The organism is Pseudomonas sp., from assembly GCF_030698175.1.
Taxonomy (GTDB): domain Bacteria; phylum Pseudomonadota; class Gammaproteobacteria; order Pseudomonadales; family Pseudomonadaceae; genus Aquipseudomonas.
In genome coordinates this window covers 73,239-95,891 of the sequence record NZ_JAUYNT010000042.1, presented here as the reverse complement: position 1 = coordinate 95,891, position 22,653 = coordinate 73,239, and the positions used below count along the sequence as shown (strand labels likewise).

The 22,653-nt window shown below is 60.7% G+C and carries 23 protein-coding genes; 8 read left to right on the top strand and 15 right to left on the bottom strand.

Going from position 1 to position 22,653, the window contains the following annotated elements:
* Positions 1-28: 28 nt before the first annotated feature.
* Entirely contained in the window at positions 29-331 is a 303-nt protein-coding gene (locus Q8R10_RS20785; RefSeq protein ID WP_305656031.1) for a ribbon-helix-helix domain-containing protein, read from the top strand.
* A 5-nt stretch (positions 332-336) separates the two neighbouring features.
* Here the strand turns inward: Q8R10_RS20785 and Q8R10_RS20780 are convergent, their stop codons facing one another.
* The gene (locus Q8R10_RS20780; RefSeq protein WP_305656030.1) at positions 337-1,353 is read right to left on the bottom strand and encodes a DUF4917 family protein; all 1,017 of its coding nucleotides are present in this window, start codon (positions 1,351-1,353) and stop codon (positions 337-339) included.
* Positions 1,354-1,516: 163 nt separating this feature from the next.
* Between Q8R10_RS20780 and Q8R10_RS20775 the strand changes: the two genes are divergently transcribed.
* Positions 1,517-1,858 (top strand): FKBP-type peptidyl-prolyl cis-trans isomerase, encoded by a 342-nt coding sequence (locus Q8R10_RS20775; protein ID WP_305656026.1) that lies wholly within the window; start codon positions 1,517-1,519, stop codon positions 1,856-1,858.
* A gap of 224 nt (positions 1,859-2,082) precedes the next feature.
* Here Q8R10_RS20775 and Q8R10_RS20770 read toward each other — a convergent pair whose 3' ends face one another.
* Together Q8R10_RS20770 and Q8R10_RS20765 are read right to left on the bottom strand one after the other, a co-directional pair.
* Positions 2,083-2,736 (bottom strand): TIGR04211 family SH3 domain-containing protein, encoded by a 654-nt coding sequence (locus Q8R10_RS20770; RefSeq protein WP_305656025.1) that lies wholly within the window; start codon positions 2,734-2,736, stop codon positions 2,083-2,085.
* A gap of 345 nt (positions 2,737-3,081) precedes the next feature.
* Positions 3,082-4,605 (bottom strand): fumarate hydratase, encoded by a 1,524-nt coding sequence (locus tag Q8R10_RS20765; protein ID WP_305656024.1) that lies wholly within the window; start codon positions 4,603-4,605, stop codon positions 3,082-3,084.
* 272 nt (positions 4,606-4,877) lie between these two features.
* Between Q8R10_RS20765 and Q8R10_RS20760 the strand changes: the two genes are divergently transcribed.
* From Q8R10_RS20760 to Q8R10_RS20750, 3 genes are all read left to right on the top strand, one after another.
* Entirely contained in the window at positions 4,878-6,005 is a 1,128-nt protein-coding gene (locus tag Q8R10_RS20760) for a diguanylate cyclase (RefSeq protein ID WP_305656023.1), read from the top strand.
* The gene (locus Q8R10_RS20755; RefSeq protein ID WP_305656021.1) at positions 5,998-6,939 is read left to right on the top strand and encodes an iron-sulfur-binding ferredoxin reductase; all 942 of its coding nucleotides are present in this window, start codon (positions 5,998-6,000) and stop codon (positions 6,937-6,939) included. The genes Q8R10_RS20760 and Q8R10_RS20755 overlap by 8 nt, the downstream gene beginning before the upstream one ends.
* 275 nt (positions 6,940-7,214) lie before the next feature.
* Positions 7,215-7,988 (top strand): enoyl-CoA hydratase, encoded by a 774-nt coding sequence (locus tag Q8R10_RS20750; protein ID WP_305656020.1) that lies wholly within the window; start codon positions 7,215-7,217, stop codon positions 7,986-7,988.
* Between the two features lie 66 nt (positions 7,989-8,054).
* Here Q8R10_RS20750 and pyk read toward each other — a convergent pair whose 3' ends face one another.
* The 5 genes from pyk to Q8R10_RS20725 all read right to left on the bottom strand — a co-directional run bounded on the left by pyk (position 8,055) and on the right by Q8R10_RS20725 (position 13,222).
* Positions 8,055-9,506 (bottom strand): pyruvate kinase, encoded by a 1,452-nt coding sequence (gene pyk / locus Q8R10_RS20745; protein WP_305656018.1) that lies wholly within the window; start codon positions 9,504-9,506, stop codon positions 8,055-8,057.
* A gap of 75 nt (positions 9,507-9,581) precedes the next feature.
* Positions 9,582-10,511: a universal stress protein gene (locus Q8R10_RS20740; protein ID WP_305656017.1), complete on the bottom strand. Its 930-nt coding sequence runs from the start codon at positions 10,509-10,511 to the stop codon at positions 9,582-9,584.
* A 117-nt stretch (positions 10,512-10,628) separates the two neighbouring features.
* A complete protein-coding gene (locus Q8R10_RS20735) occupies positions 10,629-11,429 on the bottom strand; it encodes a tetratricopeptide repeat protein (protein WP_305656015.1) in 801 nt (266 codons plus the stop codon).
* A gap of 88 nt (positions 11,430-11,517) precedes the next feature.
* A complete protein-coding gene (locus Q8R10_RS20730; RefSeq protein WP_305656013.1) occupies positions 11,518-12,477 on the bottom strand; it encodes a hypothetical protein in 960 nt (319 codons plus the stop codon).
* 142 nt (positions 12,478-12,619) lie between these two features.
* Positions 12,620-13,222 carry a TetR/AcrR family transcriptional regulator gene (locus Q8R10_RS20725; RefSeq protein WP_305656012.1) on the bottom strand — a complete coding sequence of 201 codons (603 nt, stop codon included), beginning with the start codon at positions 13,220-13,222 and terminating at the stop codon, positions 12,620-12,622.
* A gap of 168 nt (positions 13,223-13,390) precedes the next feature.
* On the opposite strand from Q8R10_RS20725, the gene Q8R10_RS20720 reads away from it, so the two are divergent.
* The 3 genes from Q8R10_RS20720 (at position 13,391) to Q8R10_RS20710 (ending at position 14,680) form a co-directional block, all read left to right on the top strand.
* Positions 13,391-13,762 (top strand): tol-pal system YbgF family protein, encoded by a 372-nt coding sequence (locus tag Q8R10_RS20720; protein ID WP_305656011.1) that lies wholly within the window; start codon positions 13,391-13,393, stop codon positions 13,760-13,762.
* Positions 13,763-13,837: 75 nt separating this feature from the next.
* Positions 13,838-14,260, top strand: a complete 423-nt coding sequence (locus Q8R10_RS20715; protein WP_305656009.1) for a DUF4124 domain-containing protein — start codon at positions 13,838-13,840, stop codon at positions 14,258-14,260.
* A gap of 60 nt (positions 14,261-14,320) precedes the next feature.
* On the top strand, positions 14,321-14,680 hold the full coding sequence (locus Q8R10_RS20710; RefSeq protein WP_305656007.1) for a PilZ domain-containing protein: 360 nt from the start codon (positions 14,321-14,323) through the stop codon (positions 14,678-14,680).
* A 19-nt stretch (positions 14,681-14,699) separates the two neighbouring features.
* Here Q8R10_RS20710 and Q8R10_RS20705 read toward each other — a convergent pair whose 3' ends face one another.
* The 7 genes from Q8R10_RS20705 to Q8R10_RS20675 all read right to left on the bottom strand — a co-directional run bounded on the left by Q8R10_RS20705 (position 14,700) and on the right by Q8R10_RS20675 (position 22,621).
* Positions 14,700-16,031: a DUF58 domain-containing protein gene (locus Q8R10_RS20705; RefSeq protein ID WP_305656005.1), complete on the bottom strand. Its 1,332-nt coding sequence runs from the start codon at positions 16,029-16,031 to the stop codon at positions 14,700-14,702.
* Positions 16,028-17,104: a MoxR family ATPase gene (locus Q8R10_RS20700; RefSeq protein ID WP_305656004.1), complete on the bottom strand. Its 1,077-nt coding sequence runs from the start codon at positions 17,102-17,104 to the stop codon at positions 16,028-16,030. Before Q8R10_RS20700 ends, Q8R10_RS20705 begins: the two co-directional genes overlap by 4 nt.
* On the bottom strand, positions 17,101-18,417 hold the full coding sequence (locus tag Q8R10_RS20695; RefSeq protein ID WP_305656002.1) for a DUF4350 domain-containing protein: 1,317 nt from the start codon (positions 18,415-18,417) through the stop codon (positions 17,101-17,103). The genes Q8R10_RS20700 and Q8R10_RS20695 overlap by 4 nt, the downstream gene beginning before the upstream one ends.
* Positions 18,414-20,012, bottom strand: a complete 1,599-nt coding sequence (locus tag Q8R10_RS20690; RefSeq protein ID WP_305656000.1) for a DUF4129 domain-containing protein — start codon at positions 20,010-20,012, stop codon at positions 18,414-18,416. The genes Q8R10_RS20695 and Q8R10_RS20690 overlap by 4 nt, the downstream gene beginning before the upstream one ends.
* A gap of 39 nt (positions 20,013-20,051) precedes the next feature.
* A complete protein-coding gene (locus Q8R10_RS20685; RefSeq protein WP_305655998.1) occupies positions 20,052-21,032 on the bottom strand; it encodes a stage II sporulation protein M in 981 nt (326 codons plus the stop codon).
* Positions 21,029-21,763, bottom strand: coding sequence for an RDD family protein (locus Q8R10_RS20680; protein WP_305655997.1), 735 nt, complete (start codon positions 21,761-21,763; stop codon positions 21,029-21,031). The genes Q8R10_RS20685 and Q8R10_RS20680 overlap by 4 nt, the downstream gene beginning before the upstream one ends.
* A gap of 90 nt (positions 21,764-21,853) precedes the next feature.
* Positions 21,854-22,621: a hypothetical protein gene (locus Q8R10_RS20675; RefSeq protein WP_305655996.1), complete on the bottom strand. Its 768-nt coding sequence runs from the start codon at positions 22,619-22,621 to the stop codon at positions 21,854-21,856.
* Positions 22,622-22,653: the final 32 nt, after the last annotated feature.

The window sequence follows — 22,653 nt, the reverse complement described above, 5'->3', positions numbered from 1 at the left end:
GGCCCCAGCACTAGAGAGGCGAGCTGCCATGTGCGAGCTTTATGTCAAAGCCGATCCGATCCTTTACGAATCCCGCGCCCGTTCGCTGCGCATTCGTGGCGTGGTCACCACGCTGCGTCTGGAGAACCAGTTCTGGGACATTCTGCGCGAGATTGCCGAGGTCGATGGCATGACCACCAATCAGCTGATCACCAAGCTCTATGACGAGGTCATGGATTACCGTGGCGAGGTGGTCAACTTCGCTTCATTCCTGCGCGTCAGCTGCACCCGTTACCTCAGCCAGCGCCGTGGGTCGGCGGAATTAAGCCTGGTGCGCTCAATCAGTCAATAACCGGTTTATTGCGGCGGCGTGATTGCGACGCGCAACTCGGTATTGCCCAGCGGGTGGCTCAGCGCATCAAAGAAACGTAGCTCCATGTTCTGACCGGCAAACAGGTTGGCGAAGTGCTGCTTCTGCTGCTGGATAAACTGCGGGTTGTGCGGATAGACCGAGATGGCCAAGGTCTTCAGCCCGGCCTGCTGCAACGCCCGGACTAAGTGCTGGTCTTGCGCCGCCAGTTTATGGCCAAAGATGCACAGCCTGTCCTTGGGCTGAGCCAACTGGCTGTAGCAGAACGACAGGTAGTCGGAACTGCGAATGGCTTTGAGCTTGTCCTCGGCACTGCCTTCGCTGACAAACAGCGGGATATCACCCAAGAGATTGATGGCAAAACTGGCCAGCAAAGTGCTTTCCGATGAGGTGAGCATGCGCGCGCTGCCATCGAGGTTTTTCACCAAGTGCATGCCGCCGTGCAGGTACAGCAGGCGTGTGGTATTGCCCTGACGCTCGCTGTTGCCGAGCTCAAAAGTCGAGTCCGGGCCACGGAACAGATTTTCGAAAGCGTTCGGGGCCTGCATCACAGCCCAGTAGTTGAGCAGGTCGTAATTGCCGGAATAAACGGTCTGATACTGACTGAGTGCGCTGTTGATGCGCGTCAGGCTGGATGCCTGCATCTGGCTCCAGGGGATATGCACCGAGCGCACGGCGTGGATCAGCGCTTCCTTGATGGCGAAGTAGCGAAGCCGCGGCGAAGACGAGTTGATGGTCAGCGCGGCATTGACCCGGATGCTGTTCTTCAGCGCGCTGAGCACTTGCTCGAAGTTGCTGGTATCCAGCGCCCGGAACACGCTCAATTCGGTTGGGCTGAGGGGGCTGTTCTTGGTGGTTTGGGCTTCGTCAAACAGCGAGAAGTAAGCGAACTTGCGCCACACCGCCAAGCTCGCACCGTTGCCGATCAGCAGTTCGGGGAAGCCGATGCTGCTGTTCAGGCTGCTCCAGTCTTCCAGTTCGCCAGTAAGTGCCGGGAGTTTCATCATTGCTATTTGTCGCCTTGGCCAGGGTTGCGCAGCGCGTGACTTTAACATGGGGCGTACGCACACCCGCGAAGGTGGCTAGTGCAAAATCTGCAGCTAAGGTTTCAGTGATTTTCCTGCAAGCCCGGTCGCGGGCAGGCCTGGCGACTAGATGAGGTGAGTGATGAGCAACGAATTGGTGATTGAAGATATTCAGTTGGGTGACGGCAAGGAAGTGGTCAAAGGTGCGCTGATTACCACCCACTACAATGGAACTCTCGAAGATGGCAGCACGTTCGACTCGTCCTACGCGCGCGGTAAACCCTTTCAGTGTGTGATTGGCAGCGGCCGGGTGATCAAGGGCTGGGACATCGGCATGCTGGGTATGCGAGTGGGCGGCAAGCGCAAACTGTTCGTGCCCTCGCATCTGGGCTACGGCGAACGTGAGTTTGGTGCCCATATCAAACCGCATTCCAACTTGATCTTCGAGGTCGAACTACTGGAAGTGCTGACGCGGGATGAATGAGAGAGGGGCGGGTTCTGAGCAGAATTAGCCGATGTTGATGCAGTGCAGTCAGCCAAGAGTCGACCCTCAGGCATGCCTACGAAACTAGGGCGATTCAAGTCGTGGATCTACTTGCTCCACATCGCCGGTACTGTGCTTGGGCTGGCCGACGATGCCCTATAGGCGGTGGTCTCAGGGATCTGTCGGGAGAGCCTGTGTATCCGCGTAAACGGCTGTGCAGATCATCAAACCCACCCATCATTACGCTTGCGCCGCACCCGTAGCATGGTTGGCAGGATCAGTCCGGCGGCTAGGCCAGCACCCGCGATGACAGCGCCGTAAGTCATGTAGCGCATCAGCACGTGCTGGTTTTCCTCGCCCAGTTGCGATTGCAGTTCGCGTAATTCGGAATTGGCCTGGGTCAGTTCGCTGTCCAGCGCCGTGCGCGCGGTCTGCAATTCGTCGATCAGTGTTTTGCGCGACTCCAGCGTTTCCTGCATGCCTTGCACGCGGGTATTCCAGGTGTCGTTGATACCATTCAATTCGGCACCCAGCTCAGCTACTTTCTGCTCCAGCTGCGGCATGCGCTCGGTCTGGCCGGGTACCTCTTGTAAATCACGGTTGGCAATCCACACCGCGTTACCGCTTTCGCCACGGACCTGGCTGTAATCCCCATCGGTGCGCAGTAGCGTGACCTTCTGCCCGGAGATCAGCGTGCCGACGATGCGGTAGCCGTCGGTTGGGCCACTGCGCACCTGGGTATTCAGGCTGTCACTGACCCAGCGAGTCGTGCTGGCAGTTTCGTCAGCTTGCGCGGTAACACTTGCCAGCAAGCAAGCCGCTAAGGTGAGGCTTGGCAGGGAGGTCAAACTGGAAGAGAAATGACGGGATAGGGACATGGGGCAATCTTCACTTGGCGATTGAACGAAACCCTGTAAGCGGGTGCGATAAAAGCCGGCCAGGCGAATTGCCGTAGACAGATGCGCGATCAGGGTGGAGTGCTGCCGCAGAGCTGCCCAATGGGCAAATGGCCATGCAGTCCATCCGGTGGGCCGACAGCAGACAGACACTTGACGAGCGTGCGGAGTTCACTCGGCGCCGGTTAGTGAGATGGATGGTAGGTAAGCCGGGCCAGCTTTCTGGGTGACTCACGGTCATCGGTGGGGGCATTGGTGTAGTGTTTTTCCTGTCGCTAAAGCAACAAACCCGGAACTTGGCCGGGTTTGTTGGGTTTGCAGCAGTGGTTACTTGATTTCGACAGCCAGGCTGTCGTGGATTTTCTTCTGCCAGATTGCCGGGCCGGTGATGTGTACCGACTCGCCTTTGGTATCGACGGCGACAGTCACGGGCATGTCTTTCACCTCGAACTCGTAGATGGCTTCCATGCCCAGTTCGGCAAAGGCCACCACGCGGGATTTCTTGATCGCCTGGGCCACCAGGTAAGCGGCGCCGCCGACGGCCATCAGGTAGACGGCCTTGTTGTCCTTGATCGCTTCGATGGCAATCGGGCCGCGCTCGGATTTGCCGATCATGCCCAAGAGACCGGTGCTTTCCAGAATCTGCCGGGTGAACTTGTCCATCCGCGTGGCGGTGGTCGGGCCGGCCGGGCCAACCACTTCGTCACGTACCGGATCGACCGGGCCGACGTAGTAGATAAAGCGGCCCTTGAGGTCGAACGGCAGCGTCTCGCCACGGTTGAGCATCTCGACCATGCGCTTGTGCGCGGCATCGCGGCCGGTGAGCATCTTGCCGTTGAGCAGCACGGTTTCGCCCGGCTGCCAGCTCTGCACGTCTTCCGGGGTCAGGGTATCCAGGTTGACGCGGCGGGCGCTCGGGCCGGCTTCCCAGACGATTTGCGGGTAGGCGTCCAGGTCCGGCGCTTCCAGTTCGGCCGGGCCGCTGCCGTCCAGCACGAAGTGGGCGTGACGGGTGGCGGCGCAGTTGGGGATCATGCACACCGGCAGGCTGGCGGCGTGGGTCGGGTAGTCCATGATCTTCACGTCGAGCACGGTGGTCAGGCCACCCAGGCCCTGGGCGCCGATGCCCAGCTGGTTGACCTTGTCGAACAGCTCCAGACGCATCTCTTCGATCTTGTTTTGCGGGCCACGGGCTTTCAGTTCGTGGATGTCGATGGAGTCCATCAACACTTCCTTGGCCATTAGCGCGGCTTTCTCGGCAGTGCCGCCGATGCCGATGCCGAGCATGCCTGGCGGGCACCAGCCGGCGCCCATTTCCGGCACGGTCTTGAGGACCCAGTCGATGATCGAGTCGGACGGGTTGAGCATCGCCATCTTCGATTTGTTCTCGGAGCCGCCGCCTTTGGCCGCGACGTCCACTTCCAGCTTGTCACCGGGCACTAGCGAGTAGTGGATGACGGCCGGGGTGTTGTCCTTGGTGTTCTTACGCGCACCGGCTGGGTCGGCCAGGATCGAGGCGCGTAGGATGTTTTCCGGCAGGTTGTAGGCGCGGCGTACGCCTTCGTTGAGCATGTCGTCGACGCTCATGGTGGCGCCGTCCCAGCGCACGTCCATGCCGACGCGGACGAAGATGGTGACGATGCCGGTGTCTTGGCAGATCGGCCGGTGGCCGGTGGCGCACATGCGCGAGTTGATCAGAATCTGCGCCATGGAATCACGGGCCGCCGGCGACTCTTCACGCAGATAGGCCTGGTGCATGGCTTGAATGAAATCTAGCGGGTGGTAGTAAGAAATAAACTGCAGGGCGTCGGCGACGCTCTGAATCAGGTCGTCCTGTTTGATCACGGTCATGGTGGTGCGCTCCTCTTTATCAACGGCACTATCAAAAGGTGCGCCAGACCACGACCCGGCGCGCTTTTAAGGTTACAAGCTCGGCTAAACAAGCGCGGCAGTATAACGTGCCAGCCGCTGGCGGCGCACCCTCAGGCGTCTAGGTGAAGGAGGCTGCGCGCGGTTTTCATCCAGCCTGTTAGACCTGGCTGAACCAGCCTTGTGGCGGGCTGGGATTTTGCTGGCCGCCGGCGTAGAGTGCTGGCTAATTGCCCATATGGAACGGACCCTCCATGAGCGCCAGCAGTCGACAGTTCACCTCGCAGGCTTTGCAACAGCTGCTGCTCAAACGCTTTGGCATGGCATTGGCCACCTATGCGTTGACGCTGGTGCTGTTTTGGCTGGCGGTGCTGTTTGAGGTGTATCACGCGCCACTGTCGATCGCGCTGATCAGCACCGCGTTGGCGCTGCTCAGCCAGTTGGGGATTTTTGCCGTGCTGCGCAGCGGCTATAACCTCAGGTTGCGTGACCCTAGCTTGACGGCGCAACAGGTGGTGCTGGCGCTGTGTTGGTTGACCTATTTGCTCGCCTACATGGGCAATGGCCGCGGCACCTTGCTGATGATGTATGTGCTGGTGTTGTTGTTTGGCGTTTTCCAGCTCAAGTCTCAGGTGTTTGCCCGCTGCGCGGCCTTTGCTTTTTGCAGCTTTGCCGGGCTTAACCTGTGGGAGGCCTATCAGCAGCAGTTGGCCGATCCGGCGCTGGCGCTGCTGCAGGTGATAGCGCTGTTTTTTGTGCTGAGCTGGTTGTATCTGTTTGCCAATTACATCCAGGGCCTGAGCCAAATCATGCGTAATCGCCGCTTCGCCTTGCAGGCCCATCAAGACACCTTGCGCGGCATGATGCGCCAACTGGAAGCCCAGGCCGCCACCGACGAACTCACCGGCTTGTTTAACCGCCGGCATTTTATGCTGGTGGCGGGGCGTGAGTTGGCCGCACTGGCGGCGGGTCAGCAGCATGGCTTGGCATTGATCGATCTGGATCACTTCAAACGCATCAACGATACCTACGGCCATGCGGTCGGTGATCGGGTATTGCAGACCTTTGCCGCCGTCGCGCAGTCCTGTTTGCGTGATGGCGATATCCTCGCCCGTTATGGTGGTGAGGAGTTCGTGTTGTTGTTGCCCAATACCGATGTCGACCAGTTCAGCGCCTGCTGCGAGCGCCTGCGCGAAGCCTTTGCCCAGTCTGAACCGGTTGGTGTGCTGGTTAGCGGTATCAGCCTGTCGGCCGGGATGACCTTGCTTAGCTCGACCGATGCGCTGGATGAGGCGTTGCTGCGCGCCGATCAGGCGCTGTACCGGGCTAAACGCGATGGCCGCAATCGTTGCGCTGCCGCGTGGGAGGGCAGTGGTGCCTGAGTTAAGCGTTGGCGCTGTACGCATCAAGGTTGCCGCGGAGACTAATCTGCTCGATAACTTGCTCGGCGCCGGCATCAAGGTGCCCAACAGTTGCCGTGCCGGCAGTTGCCATAGCTGCATGGTGCGCTGCATCAGCGGTGAACCGCTGGATGCCCAGCCGCAGGCCTTGACCGCCGCGCAACGGGCGCAAGGTTGGCGCTTGGCGTGCCAGTGCCAGGTGGTGGGGGATTTGTCGGTGCAGGTGTTTGATCCGGCGGCCGATGGCATTGGCGCCAGCCTGATTGGTTGCGATTGGCTGAGTGCCACGGTGCTGCGCCTGCGTTTGCTGCCTGAGCGGCCCTTGCGTTATCAGGCCGGCCAGCATGTGCTGCTGTGGACACCGACGGGAATTGCCCGGCCTTACTCCTTGGCCAGCGTGCCGAATGTCGATGAGTACCTGGAGTTCCATCTCGATTGCCGCCAGACCGGCGCTTTCAGCGATGCCGCCCGCAGCTTGCAGCCTGGCCAGCCACTGCGCCTGGGCGAACTGCATGGCGGGGCCTTGCATTACGACCCGCAATGGCAGACCCGACCGCTCTGGCTGCTGGCGGCCGGCACCGGTTTGGCGCCGCTGTGGAGCGTGCTGCGCGAAGCCTTGCGTCAAGGCCATAGCGGCGCGATTCGGTTGCTGCACCTGGCCCATGATGATTCCGAGCATTACCTCGCCCAGCCGCTGGCAGCGCTTGCTGCAGAGCATTCCAACTTGCAGGTGCAATTAGTCAACACGGCCGAGTTGCCGGCGGCTTTGGCCGAACTGCGGCTTGTTTCGCGGCAAACCATGGCCTTACTCTGCGGCTCGCCTGCCAGCGTCGAGGCTTTCACTCGACGCCTGTATTTGCTCGGCCTGCCGCGCAATCAGATGCTGGCCGATGTGTTTTTGCCGCGCGCCTTCTGACAGGCCGTGTGAAAACTACTGCGCTCGGTTATGCGGCGTTAAAAACAGGCTCGGACAGCGGGCTAGCCCGCTGAACGCACTTTAGTGCGGCCCGGAGGGCGAGCGAAGCGAGTACTGCTCATTTACAACTCGTAAACTCCGCGTCCTCGCCTGTTTTGACTTGTGACCCACATGGATGTGGGAAATGCAGCTAGCCCGCAGGAGCGGGCGTCGCACTAACCTTCGCTCGCTACGTTTTCACATGGCCTTTTGAACGCACTTTTTTGAGAGTACTGATGACTGAACATCTAATAGTTGAGCGCGAAGCCGGGCTAATGACCCTGCGGCTCAATCGACTGGACAAGAAAAACGCCCTGACCCGCACCATGTACAGCCAGCTGGCCGAGGCGTTGCTGGCAGCCGATGCCGAGCCCAGTGTGCGTGCGGTATTGCTCAGTGGTGGGGCCGAGTGCTTTACCAGCGGCAACGATGTGGCGGACTTTCTCCAGGCCCCGCCGACCAGCCTCGACAGCCCGGTGTTTCATTTTATGCGCGCGCTGTTTGAGCTGAAAAAGCCCATAGTCGCCGCCGTGGCGGGTTCGGCCGTGGGGATTGGCACCACCTTGCTGCTGCATTGCGACCTGGTCTATGTCAGCCGCTGCGCCAAGCTGAAAATGCCCTTTGTCAGCCTCGGCCTGTGTCCGGAGTTTGGCTCCAGCCTGATCTTGCCGCGCTTGCTTGGCCACGCCAAAGCGGCCGAGTTGCTGCTGCTGGGTGAGTCTTTTACCGGCGCGCAAGCGGCCGAATGGGGCATCGCCAATGCAGTGCTGGAGGATGGCGCTGCGACGTTGGCCAAGGCCCGCGAGATGGCCCTGCGCTTTAGCCAATTAGCGCCGTCTGCGGTCGAGGTCAGTAAGCGCCTGATGCAAGCGTCGGGGCGCGAAGAGTTGCGCCGGGTGATCATCGAAGAGGGCGAACTGTTCGGTCAGCGCCTGCGCACCCCCGAGGCCACCGAAGCCTTGTCGGCCTTTATGCAGCGGCGTAAGCCGGATTTCAGTAAGTTCGTGTAAGCGTTGTATTGCACTCACAGAAAAGCCCGCATCACTGATGCGGGCTTTTCTGTTTTGCCGCAGCGTTTAGGCCAGGGGATCGCCGACATGCAGGATCTTCATGGTATTGCTGCCGCCGATGGTGTGGTAGCTGTCGCCTTTGGTCAAAATCACCCAGTCGCCTTGCTGCACTGCGCCGCGCTTAAGCAGCTCATCCACTGCGGCCTGGCTGACTTTATCGGCCGCTAAGGTCGAGGGGTCGAAGGGGACTGTCTCGACGCCGCGGAACAAGGCGACGCGTGCCTGGGTTTCGCGGTGCGGGGAGAAGGCGAAAATCGGCATCGAGGAGCGGATGCGCGACATGATCAGCGGCGTGTAGCCGCTTTCGGTCAGACAGATGATCGCCTTCACGCCGGGGAAGTGGTTGGCGGTGTACATGGCGGCCAGGGCGATGCTTTCGTCGCAACGCTCGAAGCTTTGTTCCAGTCGGTGGCGCGAGACTTTGTTGATCGGGTGCTTTTCCGCACCCAGGCACACGCGGGCCATGGCCTTGACCGCTTCCACCGGGTAGGCGCCGGCGGCGCTCTCGGCCGAGAGCATCACCGCATCGGTGTAGTCGAACGCCGCATTGGCCACATCCGAGACTTCGGCGCGGGTCGGCATCGGGCTGCTGATCATCGACTCCATCATCTGGGTGGCGGTGATCACCACCTTGTTCAGATGCCGTGCGTGGGCGATGATTTTCTTCTGGATGCCGACCAGTTCGGCGTCGCCGATTTCCACCGCCAAATCGCCACGGGCAACCATCACGCCATCACTGGCGCGAATTAGGCCATCGAGGGTTTCGTCGTCGGCCACAGCTTCCGCGCGCTCGATCTTGGCAATCAGCCAGGCCGTACCGCCGGCGGCGTCGCGCAGGCGCCGGGCTTCGTGCATGTCGTCGGCGTTACGCGGGAAGGATACGGCCAGGTAGTCCAGCTCCATCTCGGTGGCCAAGATGATGTCGGCGCGGTCCTTGTCGGTCAGCGCCGGCGCGGTCAGGCCACCGCCACGGCGGTTGATGCCTTTGTGGTCGGACAGCGGGCCGCCGATCAGCACGCGGCAGTGCAGCTCATCGGCGGTCACCGACTCGACGCGCATTTCGACGCGCCCGTCATCCAGCAACAACTCGTCGCCGGCCTTGCAGTCGGTGATCAGGTCCGGGTAGTCGATGCAGACCACGTCCTGGGTGCCGGCTTCGCGTGGGTGGCTGATGGAAAAGCGAAACATGTCGCAGGCTTTCAGCTCGATGCGCTTGTTGGTGAATTTGGCGATGCGGATCTTCGGCCCTTGCAGGTCGCCGAGCAGGGCGACGAAGCGCCCGTGCTTGGCGGCAATCTCACGCACCAGCAGGGCGCGGGCTTTATGTTCGGCCGGGCTGCCGTGGGAGAAGTTCAGCCGGGCGACATCCATGCCGGCCAGAATCAGTTGTTCCAGCACTTCTGGAGAGTTGCTGGCAGGGCCCAGCGTGGCGACAATTTTGGTGCGGCGGGAGGTCATGCGCAGGCTCCATAGTTCAGACAGAATGCGAGGCTACTACGCCCGGAGTATGTAGTCATTTTTGTCCGGCACTACTTATTCTACGGCGCTGTTGACGGCTTGCGGTTGTGGCTTGAGCGCCAGTACATCGCACTCAACGGCTTCCAATACGCGCTCGGCGGTGTTGCCGATCAGCGCATTGGCCAAATGGCTGCGACTGATGGCGCCCATCAGCAGTAGGTCAATGCCTTGCTCGCGCACATAGCGCGGTAACTCTTGCTCGGCGAAACCGTGCAACAGCGTGGCGCTGCTTAAGGGCACGTCGGCCGCTTGCAGCAACTGCTCGAACGCGGTGCGGTGTTGTTCGGCGCAGACTAGGTTGTAGTGCTCGTAGTCGTTAATCAGCTGGGTATCGAATAACAGTGACGGCGGCAGCGGCGGGTAGCAGTGCAGGTAGCGGGCGGGCATCTCCAGGGCGGTGCTGAGCAGTTTGGCCGCCGCTATCAGTTGCTGGTCGAGGACCGCCGGTTTGTCGGCGCTGTGCAGTGGATCGAGCGCCGCGCACAGGCTGCGGCTCTGCCAGTCGCCGTGCTGCACCAGCCACAGCGGTGCAGGGCAATCACGCAGTAGTTGCCAGCTGCTGTTGCCAAACAGCAGGCGTTTGAGTGGGCCGTGGTGATGGCTGGATTTGAACACCAGGTCGGGTTGCAGCTCGGTGACCCGCTGCAAAATCAGCTGCTCGGTGCGTTTGCCCCAGCGCACTTGCACGCTGACGTGCAGACCTTGCTCGCGCAGCGGTTGCGCGGTGGCTTCAAGGTCGGCCTGGAGTTTCTCCAGCAGGCTGCTGCGGCCCTTGGTCAAGGTTTCTTGGTCAAACAAGACGCTGTGTTCGAGGGCCGAGTTGTATTCGCACAGCAGCAGTTCGATTTTTGCACCCGTGGCGCGGGACAGCCATTGCGCACGCTGCAGTGCGGGTTGGCTCGGCAGCGATGGATCAATGACTACCAGTAACTGGCGCAGGTTCATGGCCGTTCACCTCGGCTTGGTTGGTCGGGCTATTGCAATTCAAGCGGCGCAGATGACGCTTGATTTACATCAGCCTAGCAGCCCCAGCAGGCTGCTCGTGCATCAACGGCGGGCCAGTTATGGCGTGCTGTTATTCAGCAGGCTGTCCAGGTGGCTGGATGCTGGCTCGGTGAGGTCGCTGTCGGGGAATTGCGTCAACAGTCTGCGTAAGTATTCGATGGCCTGCGCGCGATTGAGCTGCGGGTTGTCGCTGGCCATGTTCATCAGCGCCAGTTGATACAGCGATTTGGCCTTGATCTCGACCGGCACACCACTGTCGCCCAGGGCTAATAGATAAAGTTGGCTGGCTTCGGCGACACGGTCCTTGAGCACGGCGCGGCGCGACAGCAGGGTCATGTCGGGGTCGAGGCTGGGCTTGTCGAGATCAAGCTCTTGGCTGGGGTGCCAATGGGCGAGTAATTCGCGGGCGGTTTTTTGCACCGGCTCCTGGCTGCGTTGGCGGATTACCTGAATGCGCGCCGTGGCCCGTTGCGCGGCCAGGCTGTTGGGGAATTCATTGCCGACTTGGTAGAGATAGTTGAGGGCCTTGTTGTCGTCGCGCTCATCGTTATAGCGGCTCATGTAGATCAAGCCGATCTGGTACAGGGCGATGCCACGGATCTGCCCGCTGAGGTTTTTGTCGCGATAGCCCTTGAGGTACAACTCTTCGGTCTGCGCGCTCTTGGCGTCGCGGATGGCCAGGGCGCTGTAGGTCAGCAGGTCGCTTTCCTCTTCTATTGCGGCGGTCATGCGGTTGGTTTTCATGGTCTTGTACTCGACCACGTCCTGGCCACCCAGCTGCATGATAAACAGCGGGGTAGTGGGCGCGCAGCCACCGAGGAGGGTGAGCGCAACCAAACCGATACACAGAGAACGCATGCTGACTCCAGAGCCCAATAGCTAGTGCGCGCAGTCTAGCAGTGCGCCGCCGAGCGCTGTTCGGCGGCGCTGCATTACCCATCGGAGGTTATGCTTGTACGCCTGGCGCGCTACTCGACCAGTGGGCTGGGCGCTGGCCGAGCATCAATGGGGCGATCAAACGCGCCAACGGCATGCCAGGGCGCAGCAAGGCGAACCAGATCAGGCCAAGTGACAGCGGCAAGCCCAGCAGGTAGCTGAGAACGTGGCGGTCCAGCTGCTCAGGGGCATAGAAGCTGCCATGCCAGACGACCTCGCCGACGCCCAGTAGCTGTGCGCACAGGCCTACACCCAAGGCGCACAGGGCGGCGCAACCAAGACCCAATACAAACACCCCGGCCAGGTAGCTGGCCAGTATCTGCAGATTGCCGGGGGCGGGTTGGCCGATGCTGACGGCGTCCTGTTTCAACCAACTGCTGAACAGCACAAAGAACGGCGGGACCAGCCACAGCCCATCGGTGAGCAGGGTGCTGATGACCGTGGCGCCACCGCTGAGGTTGCTGAAGGTCAACGCAAAGCGCTGCAGCGCGGCGCCAATGCCGTCGACTGTGCCGGCGCCGGGTGTCCAGGCCGGGCTGCCGGCGAACATATCGCGGTCATAGAGGAAGCGGTCGTAGCCCAGGCCGTCCCAGCCGTAGAGCAGGATCAAGAACATCCCGAAATAGCCGAATATCCAGTTCAGTTGCGCAGCGTAGAGCTTACCGGTGCGGATCAGGTGTTGCCCGACCCAGAAGCCGAGCAGGCCTTGGGTGATATTGGTGATGCCGAACGCCAGCACCAGCCACACCGAGAGATCGGTAAAGCTGGCGGCGGCTTGCATCGTCTCCCAGCTTGGGTGGCGCATCAGCAACAACAGGCCGGTCGGCGCCCAGAAGAGCGCGAGAAACAGGCAGGTTTTGGCCCAAAAGACCGTTTCCAGCGGTTTGGCCTTGCGCGCCAGCTGGTGACCGCAAGCCACGGCCAAGCTTGCGCCCCAGCCATAAGCCCAAAATACATCGACTTGAACCATTGTTATTCTCCGTGTCTGGTTTGGATGAGCGCCGCAAGCGAGCCAATACCGGGCTTGCCTACGATCGCCAGAAAAAGAATGACACGTCATTCAGTTTTTGTGTAAGGCCAAAACCTGACTCGATGAACTTCCAGACTTTCGATCAGGCGCTGATGCCGCGCAGCATTATCGGCACGCCTTGCTCGGTCCAGCGCTGCGCTTGTTGCTCTGGATTGTCGCTGAAGCAGACTTCGCGAATGCCTTCGATCAGTACCGCATTGATGGCGCGGGCACTGATGCCGGTGTCCATCGCCCGCAGGAAGCCCTTGTGCTGGCCATTGCGCAGGTATTGCTCGGTGAGCAGGGCAAAGCCACCCATGGCGGTCTGAAATTGCTGGTGCAACTCGGCGTCGACCCCTGGTGCTTCAAACAGCAAAATTCGGCTCAGCCGCACATCGGCGGCAAACAAACTGAACATCCGCCCGGCGATTTGATACAGCTGCTGTTCGTATTCGGCCAGGCTGTTGGTGGTCGGCGGTTCATCGCGCAGCACCTGCGCGATGCCGGCAATGGTGTTGGAAACCAACGCATCAAAAATCGCCCGCTTGTTGGCAAAGTAGCGATAGAAGGTGCCGTGACCGATGCCCAGCAGCTTGGCGATATCGGCAATGCCGGTGGCGTGGTAGCCCTTGACGGCAAATACGTCGAGGGCCGCTTCGAGGATATCCAACCGACGTTGTTCGGCGCGTTGTTCGCGGGGTGACATCTAGAGTTCCTTGCAGCGACAGTTGGGCGCGGCTAAATAAGGCGAGCGGCGATTCTGCCGGGATTTTTGCAAAACTGCAGCCGCAGACTGTCGGCCATGGCTGCAGATTTGTTCGGAGCGGTCGATACACTCAAGAGTTGCCGAGGCCGGAATTGAGGAGCACAGCTTATGGGTCGCCTAGTTATTGTCAGTCTGATGGTCCTGCTCAGCGGCTGTACGCGCTGGCTGGCGGACTATCACCTGGACAACGCTTATCGCTACTATGCCGAGGGCAACTGCAATCAGGTGGGCCTGGAGTTGTCGCAAGCCGAGCGCAAGATCCGTGCGCGGCCTTACTTGCAGCCGGAAATTTCGCTGTTGCGCGGTCAGTGCCTGGAGCGGGACAATTTGTTTGTCGATGCCCAGCAGACCTATCAGTTCATCGTGTCGCGCTATCCGGGCAGCGAGTACGCTTACCGGGCTAAAGCGCGCTTGAACACCCTGGAGCAACTCGGTCGTTTGCGCGGTGCCGAGGTCAAAGTCTCGGCGCAGGCACTCTAGCGCATGCCGCTGGTCGTAGTAGAAAGGGCGTATGTGGGTTCAAGGATACGATTAATGCTTACAGGGAGTGGAAATATGCGTCATTTTTTACTGTGTGCCTTGTTGTTACCCGCTGTGGCGACGGCGGAGATTTATCGCTGGACCGATGCCAATGGTCAGGTGCATTTCGGTGCTGCTCCCCAGGCGGGGGCGGTGCAGGTAGAGGTCAAGCCGCCGGTAGCGCAGCATGATGCGGTGGTTGCCGAGCGACAACAACGCACCGAGCGCTTCTTCGATGCGCGTCGCCAAGAGCAGCAGCAAGCCAGCGAGCAAGCCCGTGAGCAGCAGGCTAAAACCGCGCAAGAGTGTCAGCAGTTGCGCGAGCAGTTTGCGGTGCTTGATCGCGGCGGCAGGTATTACAGAGTCGATGCCCAAGGCGAGATGCAGTATTACGACGAAAAGCAAATTGACAGCGCCCGCAGTCAGCTAAAAGCCCGGCTGGCCCAGCGCTGCAATTGAAACTGGCGGCTGCGCATTTGTGTGACCATACTCACGTTTTATGACTAGCGATTTGCCAGCATGCGCACTCAACGCAGCATTGAACGTCACCAGTTGCCCTATTACCTGAAGGTCTTTAATCGGATCACCGACAAGCCTATGGGCAGCATTGGCAACGTCTCGCTGGATGGTCTGATGCTGATCAGTCCGTTGCCGATGTTGCTCAATGCACGTTTTGATATGCGCTTGAAAATCCCAGGCAAAGATCATCGCCTGCACTACATCGATTTTCACGCCACCTGCCAGTGGTGCCGTGAAGACGTCACCCCCGGCAGTTTCGACTCAGGTTTCGCCTTGGTGGCACCACCTGCGGACTACGTCGAGATGGTCGATGCCTTGCGCTTCTACTTCAGCTTTCGCAGTATCGGCGCCTCTGTGTAGGGTGCGCAGGCTGGGGATTTTACAGCACCCCGGCTTTTTTCCAGGCCAAGTACTGACTGACTAACTCCGGACCCAGTTCGCTCGGCAGGGCGTCGAGTACTGGCACGCCGTTGGCGGCCAGGCGCTCGTGCAGGCTGGCGCGGGCATTCAGGTAGTCGACGCTGCCGCAGTAAGCCAGGGCCGACTCGTAGTCGTGCACTGGGGTCTGGCGCAAACTGTCGAGCACCTCTTCGCGCAAGCTGACCAGCAGCACCCGGTGTTGGCGGCTGAGGCGTTTGACCGCGCCGAGCAGCTCCTCATCGTCCTCATCGCGCAGGTTACTGACCAGTACCACCAGGGCGCGGCGGCGTTGGCGCGCCAGCAAATTATTGATGGCGGCGCTGTAGTCCGCCGGGCGTTGGGTGCTCTGCAGGTCATACACGCCATTGAGCAAGGTGCTCAGATGGGCCTGCCCTTTGACCGGAGCAATAAAACGTTGTTGCTCGCTGGCAAAGGTGGCCAAACCAACCGCATCACCTTGGCGCAGGGCCACATAACTGAGCAGCAGGCAGGCGTTCAGGGCATGGTCGAAATGCGCGAGATCGCCATCCTGGCTGCGCATGCGTCGCCCGCAATCGAGCAAGAACACAATCTGCTGGTCACGTTCGTCTTGGTACTCGCGGGCAATCGGGGTGCGCTTGCGGGCGGTGGCTTTCCAGTCGATTTGCTTGAGAGTGTCGCCGTCGCGAAAGTCGCGCAGTTGATGAAACTCCAGACCCAGCCCGCGGCGCTGCCGTTGACGCACGCCCAGTTGACTCAGCCAGTCATCGACCGCCAACAGTTGCGCGCCGTGGATGCGGGCAAAGTCGGGGTACACCCGGGTTTGTCCGGGCAGCGCTATTACCCGCCGCCCGCGCCACAGCCCCAAGGGGCTCGGCAGCAGCAGCTCGCAGCTGGCAAAGCTGAAGTGCCCGCGGGCCAGTGGCCGCACCCGGTAGCTGAGCTGGGTTTGTGCCTGGGGCTGCAGGTCAATGCGCTGGGGCAAGTGCTCGAAGGCCATTGCCGCAGGCAGGTGATCGAACAGCTCGATGCTCAGCGGTTGGCGAAACTCGTGGTGAACCTGCAGTTGCACTTCGCTCCAGCGTCCCAGCGGCAAGTTGCCGGGCAGCGTGCGCTGTAGCCGTGGCGAGGGCAGTCGGCGCAGCCAGAGGGCATCCACGCCAGCGACCAGCAGCAGCGCCAAGAGCGCGCCCGACCATAGCAGGGCAACGCTGGCCGGTAGCTTGATGGCTAATGCCGATAGGGCACCGAGCACAATGGCGCAGGCCAGCAGCAGTGCCAACAGGACGAGCAGGCTACGAGAAGGCTTCATAGGCGCGGCGCGGCAACCTGGTCGAGCAGTTGTTGCAGTAGCTGATCGACCGACAGGCCTTCGATATCCAGCTCCGGCGCCAGTCGCACGCGGTGACGCAGCACCGCCAGGGCGCAGCCTTTAATGTCATCGGGCAAGACAAAGTCGCCGCCGCGCAGCAGCGCACGGGCGCGACCGCAGCGCACCAGAGCGATTGAGGCGCGCGGCCCGGCGCCGATGCTCAGGCCCGGCCAAGTGCGGGTGGCGCGGGCAACGCGCACGGCGTAGTCGAGCACCTGCTCATCCATGGGTAAATCGCTGGCGATTTTTTGCAGCGCCAGCACGTCTTTGGCTTGCAGCAGGGTGCGCAGTGGCGTGACCTCGAGCATGTCGGCCTTGGCCGAACGGGTCACTTGACGCACCAGGTTCAGTTCATCATCGGCCTGGGGATAATCCATCCGCAGCTTCAGCATAAAGCGGTCGAGCTCGGCTTCCGGCAGCGGGTAGGTGCCTTCCTGTTCGATCGGGTTTTGCGTGGCCAATACCAGGAACGGCAGTGGCACCGGCAGGGCGCGACCTTCCAGGGTAACCTGACGTTCTTGCATCACTTCCAGCAGCGCGGCCTGGGTTTTGGCCGGCGCCCGGTTGATCTCATCGGCCAGCAACAGGTTGGTAAACACCGGGCCTTTGCGCAGCTTGAACTGCTCGGTTTGCAGGTCGTAGACGGCATGCCCGGTGACGTCGCTGGGCATCAGGTCGGGGGTGAACTGAATGCGCGAGAACTCGCCGCCAAAGCAGCTGGCCAGGGCGCGGATCAGCAGGGTTTTGCCCAGGCCCGGTACGCCTTCCACCAGCACATGGCCGCCGGCGATCAGGGCGGTGAGCAAGTCATCGATCACCGCATTTTGGCCGATCACCGCCCGTTGCAGCTCTTGCCGCAGGGCTTGGGCCAGCTGACTGGCGCGCTGGCGCTGCACATTCGGATTGGCGGCGGCAGGTGCAACGGGCGCTGCTGCTACGTTCGCCGCCGGGCTTGGTTGTTCGGCAGTTGCATCGTGCTCGTTGCTGATTTGGACGTTGCTCTCATCGCTCATAGGAGATTCCTGAGGGTTTGCAGGTGGGCAACCTGGCGGGTGAATTCGCTGGCGGATAGCCGTTGTTCGGGTTGTGGGCGCATGGCCTGGCTGACAGTGCCGGGTGGCAGGCGCGTCAAACGGCCCAGCGCCTGCCATTGTTCGGCGACACCTAAGCGTTCGAAACCTGGATGACGGCGCCGGGCGCGGCGCTGAATGTCACGTTGCAAGGCTTGTAGCAAGCTGCGCTGGCCGGCATGCCGGAGTTGGAAGTCGGCGCTGCTGCGCAGGTGTTCTTGCAGTTGCCGGCGCGCGCGACTAACCGGCAATTGCAGCGGGCCTTGGCGCAACCCGGCCGCCCACAAACTGGCGGCAATCAACAGCGCCAGTGCCACCAGCGCCTGGGGGAAGTGCTTGAGCAACAGGCTGAACAGATCATCGCGGTCGGCGCGGTAGAGCAGGGTGACCTGGCTGTCTTGGGTCAGGTACCAGAGCAGCCAGGCATTGTCGTAATCGCCAATGTTGGCGTTTTGCCAAATCCAGTTATCGGTCAGTACGGTGAGCAAGCCTTCGCCCTGATCGAGTTGCAGCATGTGGGTGCTGTCGGCGCTATTGGCCCAGGCATGGGCGAGGTCTTTGCCGTCGTTAAGGTGAAAGTCGGTATCGAAGTCGATATAGGCCGGCGCCTCTTCGTTTTCCAGATAGAGCTGGGTCAGTTCTGGGTAGCTCGGCTGATCTTGTTCTTTTTGCTCTTGGTCCTGGTCCTGGTCGTTATCCGTCTCAAGCGCATGCTCGCTGTCGTCGCTGTCGGATGTGTCGGTGGCTTCATCAGTCGCGGGTTTTGCTGGCTCTTCGCTGGGGTTAGCCGGTGTTTGTTCGCCGGTTTGTTTGGCCTCTTCATCTTCTTCGGCCAGGTCTTCGCTCATATGTTGTTCGATGCCAAGCGGGTCCAGCAGCAAGTCGCCGCTGGCTTGATCGTCTTTGTCCCACAGGCGTTCGGCGATGACGATCAGGTGGCCGCCCTGGGCGGTCCACTGCTGTAGCCGCTCGGTTTGTTTGGGGGTCAGGTATTCGCGTGAGCCGAGCATGACCAGGGTTTGGCCCTTGCTGGGCAGGCTTGCCAGCACTTCTAGGCTGTCGGCGCGCTGCACCTTGCGACCTTGCTTGGCGAGAAAATGCTCGGCGGCCAGATACGGATTGCCCTGCACCTCAGGCGCCGGCCCGTGTTTGATGACCTTCTGATAGGGCGTGGCGATGCTCAGCAGGTAGATGCCGAGCAGGCCGATGAGCAGGAAGAGGCCCGCGCCGAGGAAAAAGCCCGTGCGCCGACTCATTGGCTCACCTGCGGATTAACCGGCTGTGGGTTAAACAACCGCCGCCAGCCTTCACAGAGCCCGCGTTTGAGGCTGGCCGGCGGCAGTTGATGGCCATAGGCAAGGTTCTGCCAATGACGGGTCAGCACCTGGGCGAAGCGACTGAGCTCGGCCAGTTGCAACTGCTCGGCCAATTGCAGCACCTCGCCCTCGGTGTGTGAACTTTTGAGGGCCAGTCGATAGTCATGTAACAGGCGGCTGAGCAGGGCGCGATAGAGCAGGCCCAGGGCTTCGCGGGGCTGCTCGGCCCAGAGTTGTTCGGCGGCGCTGGCGATGTCCTCGGGCAGGCTTTCTGGCGCTACTTCCAGACCGAACAGCTGGGTCGGGGCAAGCTTCTGGCGTTTTTGTGGCAGTTTTAGTCGCCCGCCAAAGGTGCGTAGCCACTCGCGATAGCGCCAGATCAACAGCGTCAGCAGGCTAAGCAGTGCGGTCCACAAAATAACTTCGACGATGATGGCCAGCTGTTCGAAGTTATTGATCAGACCAAGTTGTTCCAACAGTTTTTTGATTTTCGCGGCCAGGCTTTTCGCCTCGGCATCGCTGGTTTTCTTCGCTTTAGCCGGCTCGCCAAATTTCCAGCGGGTCACCGTCTGACGATTTTCAAAGGGTGGCTGGTCAAGCAGTTGGCTGATGCTGTCTTGCGCGGCCTTGCTGTTCAGCGGCTGTTTGAGCAGGCGTTCGGCCTCAGGTCCGGCTGGGTCAAACTGCGGGATCGGGCAACTGCCGGTCGCCGGTGCGGCCCACGCGGTAGACGGCGGTTGCAGGAAAAACAGGCCGCAAGCCAGCAGCAGTACGTAACTCAGCCCGCTTAACCGCTGGCGCAGGCGGCGAAACGCCAGTTCCAGATCCCAGGCCTCCAGGGCGCTGCGCCGATTGAGGTAAAGACTAAAACCGCAGGCGACATAAATCGGCTCCCAGACAATCAGCAGCAGCGCATAAAACAGGTTGTACAGATGCTGCATCCATAAGCTGACGTCACCCTCTGGAGCCATGAGTTGGCTCCAGTCCCAGTCGGTTTTTAGTTGCTGGGGCAGCAACAAATACAACAAGCTGAACATGCCGAAATACAGCGCGGTTTCGATATGTACGCCGACTATGGTCAGCCAGGTGGCGGGGCCGGTATCGCGCTGGCCGAGCACCATCAGGCGCTGGCTGCGGGCTTGGCCGCTCAAGCCTTCGAGCTGTAACACCGGCAGGTCAAAGCTGCGGGTGACGCTTAGACGGCGCCAGGTCAGGCTGGCCAGCAGTTGCGGCTTTAGCAGGCGCGGCAAGGCCTGGAAGGCCTGTTTGAGGGGCGGCGTGGCGCCGAATAAAGCCTGGGACAGAATATGCAGCGGCAGCCGCTCATACAGCGGCTTTAGCCACCAAAACAGCAGCATCGCCAGGCTGGGGTATTGCCAGAGCAGGGCACTGCAGAGCAAAAATATCGGCAAGGTCAGCAGCGCCCAACTGGCACTCAACAGTGCGCGATGCCGGCGGGCCAGCAGCACGCCAAGATCCAGGGCTTCCCAAGCGCTGCGCGGGCGAATGATCACGCTGGCATCAGTCAGGCGCATAGCGGCCTCGTACTCAGGCTGAGGTTGTCTGCGTTGGCTTTAATTTGCGTCATTTTGACCTCGTCCAGCGAAGCCAAAATAAGCGCCGACCAGCAGCCACAGGCCGCCACCCATGGCGAACTTTACATTGACGCTGGTGTACGTCATCGATGACCAATAGGCCTCGATAAAGGCCGCAATCAGCAGTAGTAAAATGGCGCCGGCGACCAGTTGCACGCTTTGCGCGGCGGCCAAGCGCAAGGCCTCGCTGCGTGGCCAGCGCCCTGGTGCAATGAGCGCCCAGCCGAGTTTTAACCCGGCAGCGCCGGCTACGGTGATGGCGGTTAGCTCGAAGGCGCCGTGGCCGATGACGAACGACCAAAAGGTCAGCCCCGAACCTATCTGGCTCAAATGGCCGGCGACGGCGCCGATCATCAGGCCGTTGAAGAATAAGAAGAACAGGCTACCCAGGCCAAACAACAAACCGCTGGCGAAGGTCTGAAAGGCGATGCCGATATTGTTCATGATGTAGTAGCCGAACATCACCCAGTCATCGCCAGAGTTACGCTCGCCAAAGCGGCCCAGGCGCTGGGCGTCGGGGTCGTACATCGACTCCATCGAGTGCACTTGATCGGGCGCCACCACGCTATAGACCAGGTCGGGGAACAGATAAACCAGCACGCCCATGCCGAGCAAACTGCCGTAAAACAGCAGGCTGGCCCACAGCAGGCTGCGCCATTCGCGGCGTACCAGCTGGGCAAAGCCGGTCAGCAGGAAGCGAATCAGATTGGCGCCCAAATGGCTGCGATGGCGATACAGCTGTTGATGGCCGCGCATCACCAGGTGTTGCAGTTGTTCGACCAGATGGCTGCTGTAGCCGCGCTCTTGGGCCAGTGCCAGTTGTTGGCAAAGGTGTCGATAACGGGCGGCAAAATCCTGGCTGTGCTCAGGCTTGGCCTTGCCGCGCTCAAGGGCGTGCAGTTGCGTGGCAAAGGTTTGCCAGCTGCTTTGGTAGTGGTTTTCAAACAGGCTTTGTTTCATGTTGGGCCCAACAAACCACGGGCAATGCCGTTGAGTTGGGCTTGAGCCTGCTCGGACGGCACCTGTAATGGCTCGGCCAAAATGGCCGCAACCTCGTCGCGGCGGGCGCTGGACAATCCGTTTTGCCGCTCGGCGAAGGCCAAAATGGCCCGTTGCTCGGCCAGGTTCATGTTGAATGGCGCGCGCAGCGGTTCAACCTCTGGCAGTGCCGGGCGGCTTGCCGGTTTTTCCTGATAGACCACCAAGGTGCCGGCGGCCAGATCGCCCAGACGCTTAAAGGCCGGATGATTTAGGCTGCTGAGAATCCCCAGCGCATAGGCAAACGGCAGAAAGTCGACAAAACGCAACAGATTGCGGGTTAGCGAGGCGCCCCAGCCAACGGGGGTGCCATCGTCGTGTACCACCCGTAAACCCATCCATTGTTTACCCGGCGAACGGCCTTGGTTGAGCACTTCAAACAACACCATGTACCACCAGGTCAGCATAAACATCAGGATGGCGCCCAGACCTTTGCCGAGCTTGCCGAGCAGTTCGAGCAACAGCAGCAGCAACAGCAAGGCCACACCCCGAATCGCCAGGTCGATGGCGAACGCCAAGGCGCGCGGCACCAGGCTGGCGGGGCGCAGGGTGAGGTCGATGCCTTCCGGGGTTTCCACTTTATAACGGGTGTCCAGCAGCTCGATTGGCGCGCTGCTGGGTTGGGGCACGGCGCTGGCGGGGTTAGAGGGCATCGGCTGGCTGCGTCAAAGAAAGCCCGATGCTAGCGAGCAGCAGGCGTACAAGCAACCGGAGGCGTGTGCGCTCCGGCGCAATTAAGGCGATTACTCTGCTACGGGCAAGACACCGAAAATGGTGCGGTACAGCACGCCGCTGGCAATGGCCCAGAGCGGTACTGTCCAGATCATGCCAATGCCCAGCGGGATGGCGCTTAGGCCAACGATCAGGCCCAGTACGAGGTTCAGGCCGAGCACTTTAAACCAGTGTTGGCTGATGGCTTTGCGTGAGGCCTCCAAGGCTTGCCAAGGCGACAGGCCGCGTTCGATCACCAGCGGCAAGGCCAATGCGTAGGCAATCATCAGATAAATACCGGGTATCAGCAGCAGTAGGAAGCCGACGTAGACCATCACCAACATCAGCACGCCAGTGATGATGATCGGCAGCGGATTTTTAAAGCCACTGAAGGCCAGATCGAAGTTAAAGGGTTGGTCGGCAGCGCGGCGAATGCCGATCATCATCGTGCCTGCCAGCAGCGGATAAGTGACCGCCGCGCCAAGGATGCTGATGACAAATTGCCCGGCCAGCATGCCTGCGAGGTTTTCTGGATCGGCCTGCAAGCCAATCAAGCCAAGCATGGCACCGAACACCGAGTTGATGATGGTGGCAGCCACTGCGTAAATGATCACGGCGCCGATGATCAGGCCTTTACTGCCTTTGACGCGCTGCCAGGCATCACTAAGCAACTCGCCGATGCGAAAATCATAGCCACGGCTTAAGGCTTCTTCGATGCTTGGCACTTGGTGTGTGGGCGCGGTTTCTTGCAGATTGCTGGTGGGGACGGCGTAGGGGTTTTCGCTGGGATTGGTGCTCATCGGAACAGTCCTTGTGCTGGGGTTAGAATCCT